The 6,043-nt window shown below is 70.1% G+C and carries 5 protein-coding genes; 1 reads left to right on the top strand and 4 read right to left on the bottom strand.

Annotated elements, in window-relative coordinates; all coding sequences use genetic code 11:
- Positions 1-385: 385 nt before the first annotated feature.
- A complete protein-coding gene (locus AC3ET3_RS12370) occupies positions 386-1,393 on the bottom strand; it encodes a stage II sporulation protein M (RefSeq protein ID WP_432135410.1) in 1,008 nt (335 codons plus the stop codon).
- A 97-nt stretch (positions 1,394-1,490) separates the two neighbouring features.
- On the opposite strand from AC3ET3_RS12370, the gene AC3ET3_RS12365 reads away from it, so the two are divergent.
- Positions 1,491-2,471, top strand: a complete 981-nt coding sequence (locus AC3ET3_RS12365) for an RDD family protein (RefSeq protein ID WP_432135560.1) — start codon at positions 1,491-1,493, stop codon at positions 2,469-2,471.
- A 26-nt stretch (positions 2,472-2,497) separates the two neighbouring features.
- Here AC3ET3_RS12365 and AC3ET3_RS12360 read toward each other — a convergent pair whose 3' ends face one another.
- The 3 genes from AC3ET3_RS12360 to AC3ET3_RS12350 form a co-directional block, all read right to left on the bottom strand.
- A complete protein-coding gene (locus AC3ET3_RS12360) occupies positions 2,498-3,112 on the bottom strand; it encodes a hypothetical protein (RefSeq protein ID WP_432135411.1) in 615 nt (204 codons plus the stop codon).
- Between the two features lie 175 nt (positions 3,113-3,287).
- On the bottom strand, positions 3,288-4,745 hold the full coding sequence (gene ahcY, locus AC3ET3_RS12355; RefSeq protein ID WP_435612109.1) for an adenosylhomocysteinase: 1,458 nt from the start codon (positions 4,743-4,745) through the stop codon (positions 3,288-3,290).
- A gap of 296 nt (positions 4,746-5,041) precedes the next feature.
- Positions 5,042-6,022: a cation diffusion facilitator family transporter gene (locus AC3ET3_RS12350; RefSeq protein ID WP_432135413.1), complete on the bottom strand. Its 981-nt coding sequence runs from the start codon at positions 6,020-6,022 to the stop codon at positions 5,042-5,044.
- Positions 6,023-6,043 lie beyond the last annotated feature (21 nt).

Raw genomic sequence — 6,043 nt, 5'->3', positions numbered from 1 at the left:
TGTACTCACCCTCTCGGGCTTTCCTCCGGGCGCTTCCCTTCGGTCTTGCGTTTCCGACTCTATCAGATCTTTTCTCGACCCGATTTCCTCGGTGCTTTCCGGGCCCCGCTTTTTCTTCGCGGTTTCCCTTCCGGCGTTTCCGACTTTATCAGAACTTCTGGGCCGGTCTGACCGGCGGCCATTTGTTTCCGATTCATCGGGGGGCTCTGTGGAATCGAACCGATGGGAATCGTCGTTCCGTGAAGCCGATGTAGATACTAGCCGATGCCGACCGGATGACATCCAGTTCCAGGCAACTGTTCGAATCTACCTCCCCGCGCGACCCGTGTCAACGGCTCTTGTGGGGCGAAGAGGACAATAGCAGCTCAGCAGGCGTCCTCGCACATCAGGCGGCTGTGGGCACGGTGGCGCTGCGCTCGGCCGCCTGGATGTCGCCCGTCTCGCCGGACCGCGCGGCCCGCCCACCGAGCACGTACACGTAGGTCAGGAAGGCGAGCTCGGCCAGCACGCCGATGGTGATGCGGGCCCAGGTGGGCAGGCCGGACGGCGTGACGAAGCCTTCGACGGCGCCGGAGACGAAGAGGACCAGGGCGAGGCCGATGGCCATGCCGAGGGCCGCGCGGCCCTCCTCGGCGAGGGCGGTACGCCGGGTCCGGGGGCCCGGGTCGATGACCGTCCAGCCGAGACGCAGTCCGGTGCCGGCGGCCACGAAGACGGCCGTCAGCTCCAGCAGTCCGTGCGGAAGGACGAGGCCGAGGAAGGTGTCGAGTCGTCCGGCCGAGGACATGAGGCCGAATCCGACGCCCAGGTTGAGCATGTTCTGGAAGAGGATCCAGAGCACGGGCAGGCCGAGGAAGACGCCCAGGACCAGGCAGAGGGCGGCGGCCTGGGCGTTGTTCGCCCACACCTGGGCGGCGAAGGCGGCCGCGGGATGGCTGGAGTAGTAGGTCTCGTACTGGCCGCCGGGGCGAGTCAGCTCGCGTAGCTCGCTGGACGTCGCGATGGTGGCCTGTACTTCCGGGTGAGTGCCGATCCACCAGCCCAGGAGGACGGCGACCGCGGTGGAGATCAGGGCGGTGGGTACCCACCAGTGACGGGACCGGTAGACGGCGGCGGGGAAGCCGCGGGTGAGGTAGCGGGTGGCGTCGCGCCAGGAGGCGCGGCGGGTGCCGGTGACGACGCCACGCGCGCGTGCCACGAGCTGGCTGAGCCGAGCGGTGAGCTGGGGATCGGGAGCGCTGGACCGGATCAGGGACAGGTGTGTGGCGGTGCGCTGGTAGAGGGCCACGAGTTCGTCGGCTTCGGCGCCCGTCAGGTGGCGTCGGCGGCGCAGCAGGGCGTCCAGGCGCTCCCACTCGGCCCGGTGAGCGGAGACGAAGACGTCGAGGTCCATCGGTGTTGTCCTGCTCCGCTTCGTGCCGGGGTCGGATACGGCCCTCAGCTTGGCAGACTGGCTGCTCTCCGAGCAGGTCGGGAAAGGGGCGGCGGACGTGAGTGAGCTGGTGACGGGTGAGGCGGTGGCGTTGGAGGTGCAGCCCGCCAAGCTGCCCAGCAGGGCCCTGGCCGTGTTGCTCGATCTCACCGTGGCCTTGGTCGCGTATGTCGTCGTGGTGATCGGGTTGGTGGTGACGACGGCCTCCCTCGACGAAGCGGCACGGGTGGCGTTGTCGATCGCCGCTTTCCTGCTGGTGCTGGTGGGCGGGCCGATCGCGGTGGAGACACTGAGCCATGGGCGGTCGCTGGGGAAGCTGGCGTGCGGTTTGCGGGTGGTGCGGGACGACGGGGGCCCGATCCGGTTCCGGCATGCGCTGGTGCGGGGTGCGGTCGGGGTGGTGGAGATCCTGCTGACGGGCGGGGTGGTGGCGTGCATCGCCTCGTTGGTGTCGGCGCGCGGGCGGCGGCTCGGGGATGTGTTCGCCGGGACGCTGGTGGTGCGGGAGCGGGTGCCGGCCGGGCTGAACGGTCTTGTACCGCCGCCTGAGCCGTGGCTGGTGGGACGTTTCTCCGAGCTGGATCTGTCGGCGGTGCCGGACGGTCTGTGGCTGGCGGTCCGGCAGTACCTGGGGCGGATGGGACAACTGGATCCGCAGGTGGGATGGGCGATGGCGGAGCGTCTGGCGGGTGATCTCGCGGCGCTTACGGGGGCGCCCGTTCCGCCGGGAGCGCCACCCGCCGCGTATCTGGCGGCGGTGCTGCGGGAGCGGCAGGTGCGGGAGATGCGGCGCGCGGCCGGGGGTGGGGCAGTGGCGGGGGCAACGTACGGTCAGCCGGTGGGGGGCGCGTACGGCGCGCCGGTGGCTGGAAACAGTCCTGTGGCGGAGGTGTACGACTCCGCCGGTTCGGCGGGTGCCCCTTCCCCGGCTGCTTCCGGCGGGGGGCCGGGCGACGGCTCGTCCCCGGCCCCCGGGGTGCGGGCCGGGGACGAGCCGGCCGCCGGGCGGCCGTCGACGGGGTTCGTTCCGCCTGCTTGATCAGTCGGATCGGTCAGTCGGATCGGTCAGTCGAAGGCCGACGGTGGGGATTCGAGGTCTTCGAGTTCGATGCCGGGGGCGGCGAGGACGACGTCCCCGGCGATGTGGACCGTGTGCTGTTCGCCGGTGTCCAGGGCTGTGACCTGGTATTCGTCCACGGTCAGGGGGCCGTTGTCAGTGGCGTGTGCTTCTCTGTTCACCAGGGCCCAGGAGTGGTCCTCGGTGCGGGGCGCGAGGACGGGGTCCGTGAAGGTCACCACGCGCAGGCGGGTCGTGGGGGCGGAGGGGGTGAGGCGCAGGAGCCGGGTGGTGGCGACGAGGAAGGCGGGAGAGGTGCCGGCGAAAGTATGGGCGCGCACGTTGCCTTCGGTGGCTTGGCTGCCGGTGGGGTCGGTGCGGACCCAGGTGACGCCGTCGAGGGCGGCGCCGCGGACCTGCCAGCCGCCCGCGTGGAGTTCCAGGCGGAGGGGGCGGCCGAGTTCGTCGAGGGTGAGGTCGACGGAGCCGTGGTGATCGCCGCCGGGAGTGGTCAGCTGGGCGACGTAGCGCCAGCCGGACGGGCCGGGGGCGCAGTGGAAGTGCTCTTCGGCGAGGGGGGTGTGGTCGTGCGGGTCGTGGAGCGCGTAGCGGCCGCGGGGCATGAGGGTCCTGGGGTCTGACGGGCGGGGCGGGATGTGCCGGTCGCTCTGCCGAGCGGTCGGCGGCGGTCCCGTCGGCGGCCGAAGGGACAGGCCCCCGACACGGGGGTGCGGGGGCCTGTCTCCGAGGTGCGGGCGGCCACCGGCCCGGTGTGGTGTGCGGGCCGGTGGTGCGGGATCAGTAGCGGTAGTGGTCCGGCTTGAAGGGGCCCTCGACCTCGACGCCGATGTAGGCGGCCTGCTCGGGGCGGAGCTTGGTGAGCTTCACGCCGAGCGCGTCCAGGTGGAGGCGGGCGACCTTCTCGTCGAGGTGCTTGGGCAGCGTGTAGACGCCGGTCGGGTAGGCGTCGGGCTTGGTGAACAGCTCGATCTGGGCCAGGGTCTGGTCCGCGAAGGAGTTGGACATCACGAACGACGGGTGACCGGTGGCGTTGCCCAGGTTCAGCAGGCGGCCCTCGGAGAGGACGATGATCACCTTGCCGTCGGGGAAGGTCCAGGTGTGGACCTGGGGCTTGACCTCGTCCTTGACGATGCCGGGGACCTTGGCGAGGCCGGCCATGTCGATCTCGTTGTCGAAGTGGCCGATGTTGCCGACGATGGCCTGGTGCTTCATCTTGGCCATGTCCGAGGCCATGATGATGTCCTTGTTGCCGGTCGTGGTGATGAAGATGTCGGCCTTGTCGATGACCTCGTCGAGGGTCGTGACCTGGTAGCCGTCCATCACCGCCTGCAGGGCGCAGATCGGGTCGATCTCGGTGACGATGACGCGGGCGCCCTGGCCGCGCAGGGACTCCGCGCAGCCCTTGCCGACGTCGCCGTAGCCGCAGACGACCGCGGTCTTGCCGCCGATGAGGACGTCGGTGGCGCGGTTGATGCCGTCGATCAGGGAGTGGCGGCAGCCGTACTTGTTGTCGAACTTCGACTTGGTGACGGCGTCGTTGACGTTGATCGCCGGGAACAGGAGGACGCCGTCGCGCTGCATCTCGTACAGGCGGTGGACGCCGGTGGTGGTCTCCTCGGTGACGCCGCGGATCTCGGAGGCCAGCTGCGTCCACTTCTGCGAGCCGTCCGTGATGGTGCGGTGCAGGAGTTCGAGGATGACGCGGTGCTCGTCGGACTCGGCGGTGTCGACGGACGGGACCTTGCCGTCCTTCTCGTACTCGACGCCCTTGTGGACGAGGAGGGTGGCGTCACCGCCGTCGTCGAGGATCATGTTGGGGCCGCCGGTGGGGCTGTCCGGCCAGGTCAGGGCCTGCTCGGTGCACCACCAGTACTCCTGAAGGGTCTCGCCCTTCCAGGCGAAGACGGGGATGCCCTGGGGGTTGTCGGGCGTGCCGTTCGGGCCGACGGCGATGGCAGCGGCGGCGTGGTCCTGGGTGGAGAAGATGTTGCAGGACGCCCAGCGGACCCGGGCGCCGAGGGCGGCGAGGGTCTCGATCAGGACGGCGGTCTGCACGGTCATGTGCAGGGAGCCGGTGATGCGGGCGCCGGCCAGCGGCTGTGCCTCGGCGTACTCCTTGCGGATCGCCATCAGGCCCGGCATCTCGTGCTCGGCGAGCGTGATCTCCTTGCGGCCGAACTCGGCCAGGGAGAGGTCGGCGACCTTGAAGTCCTGTCGGTTGTCGACAGTCGTCATGGGAGGCTGCTCCTCGGGGTTGGGTCGAGGTGTGGGTACGGCTGGTCTGCGCGGCGGCGGACACAGGGGTGCCCGAAGAGGACACGGGCATGTCCACGTGCGCGCAGCGCAGTCCGTCGGAGGCCCTCTCTCCCTCGGTCGGTCCGTGCTGGGACCGCCCGACCGCCATCAGCAGCGACGTCTGGCTCCGTTCCAAGCTACCTGATGGGCGCTGCCGTCCCCAGTCCGTCTCCGGACAGATCACGCCGATCACTGGGGGTGACCGGCGGGAGAGCTGCCGTGGGTGGGGGGCGCGGTCAGTGGTCGGTGTTCTGGAGGGCGGGTCCGCCGGGGGTGGCCTCGGGGTCCGGGCCCTTGGCGGCCTCGGTCGCGCTGTAGATGTCGGGTTCGAGGTAGATGACGCGGGCGATGGGGACGGCGTCGCGGATGCGGGCTTCGGCTGCGTCGATGGCGGTGGCGACCTCGGCGGCGGTGTCGTCGTGCTGGACGGCGATCTTGGCGGCGACGAGGAGTTCCTCGGGGCCGAGGTGGAGGGTGCGCATGTGGATGATGCCGGTGACGGTGTCACCGTCGACGACGGCGGCCTCGATCTTCTTGACCTCCTGGGCTCCGGCGGCCTCGCCGAGGAGGAGGGACTTGGTCTCGGCGGCGAGGACGAGGGCGATGAGGACGAGCAGGACGCCGATGCAGAGAGTGCCGATGCCGTCCCAGACGCCGTCGCCGGTGAGCAGGGTCAGGCCGACGCCGCCGAGGGCGAGGAGCAGGCCGACGAGGGCGCCGAAGTCCTCCAGGAGGACGACGGGCAGTTCGGGCGCCTTGGCGCGGCGGATGAACTCCTTCCAGGACTCCTGGCCCCGCAGTTGGTTGGATTCCTGGACGGCGGTGCGGAAGGAGAAGCCCTCGGCGAGGATCGCGAAGACGAGGACGCCGACCGGCCAGTACCAGTGGTCCAGTTCGTGCGGGTGCTTGATCTTCTCGTAGCCCTCGTAGATGGCGAACATGCCGCCGACGGAGAAGAGGACGATGGAGACGAGGAAGGCGTAGATGTAGCGTTCGCGGCCGTATCCGAAGGGGTGTTGCGGGGTGGCCTCGCGCTGGGCCTTCCTGCCGCCGAGGAGCAGCAGGGCCTGGTTGCCGGAGTCGGCGACCGAGTGCACGCCCTCGGCGAGCATCGAGGAGGAGCCGCTGAAGGCGAACGCCACGAACTTGGATACCGCGATGGCGAGGTTCGCGCCCAGTGCTGCCACGATCGCCTTGGTGCCGCCTGACGCGCTCATGTCCCCGCGTGTTCCTTCCGC

This window comes from Streptomyces sp. bgisy159 (assembly GCF_057707805.1).
The sequence above is the reverse complement of the archived record's forward strand: the minus strand, read 5'-3'. Positions and strand labels throughout refer to the sequence as shown.

Bases quoted from the DNA above. Each gene is read 5' to 3' on its own strand.
- AC3ET3_RS12370 (WP_432135410.1), bottom strand. From the start codon at position 1,393: ATGGACCTCGACGTCTTCGTCTCCGCTCACCGGGCCGAGTGGGAGCGC.
- AC3ET3_RS12360 (WP_432135411.1), bottom strand. From the start codon at position 3,112: ATGCCCCGCGGCCGCTACGCGCTCCACGACCCGCACGACCACACCCCC.
- ahcY (WP_435612109.1), bottom strand. From the start codon at position 4,745: ATGACGACTGTCGACAACCGACAGGACTTCAAGGTCGCCGACCTCTCC.
- AC3ET3_RS12350 (WP_432135413.1), bottom strand. From the start codon at position 6,022: ATGAGCGCGTCAGGCGGCACCAAGGCGATCGTGGCAGCACTGGGCGCG.